This window comes from Flavonifractor plautii ATCC 29863 (assembly GCF_000239295.1).
GTDB lineage: Bacteria > Bacillota > Clostridia > Oscillospirales > Oscillospiraceae > Flavonifractor > Flavonifractor plautii.
The window spans coordinates 12,516-13,040 of record NZ_JH417835.1; the positions used below are offsets into that span (position 1 = coordinate 12,516).

Here is a 525-nt window from a genome sequence, read left to right on the forward strand (position 1 = left end):
AGTGCGGGACGGCCTACCGGCGGTGCGTGTGGACTCAGCGCGGAGTCAAGCGCCCCGTATGGCGGTGCGTCAGCCGCCTGGACTATGGGAAGAAGTTCTGTACCCAATCCCCCACCCTGGACGAGGAACCGCTCCAGCAGGCCATCCTGGCCGCCGTCAATGCCGTCATGCTGGACCGCGATACCCTGGCCCGGCAGCTTACCGCCGTCATGGAGTGGGAGCTGGCCCCGATGCTGGGTGAGAGTATGAGCCTGGCGGACATCGACCGGGCCCTGGAGGAACTGAGCAGCCAGTTCAACAGCCTGCTGGCCGAGGCGTCAGCCAACCCAGCAGAGGACTACACGGAGCGGTTCCGGGAGCTGTCCGAGTCCACCACCCGTCTCAAAGAACGGAAGGCACAGCTGGAGGGGGCCTGCCAGGAACAGGGTCGGCTCCAGAACCGCCTGCGGGCGGTCTCGGCCGCCATGGAGCATATGACAGCGGCACTGACAGAGTGGGATGAGGAGGTCATCCACCAGCTGCTGG

1 protein-coding gene is annotated in these 525 nt (G+C 66.1%); it reads left to right on the top strand.

Features of this window, described 5'->3' with window-relative positions:
* The coding region (locus tag HMPREF0372_RS20170) for a recombinase zinc beta ribbon domain-containing protein (RefSeq protein WP_007494435.1) at positions 1-525 on the top strand (525 nt) is incomplete at both ends.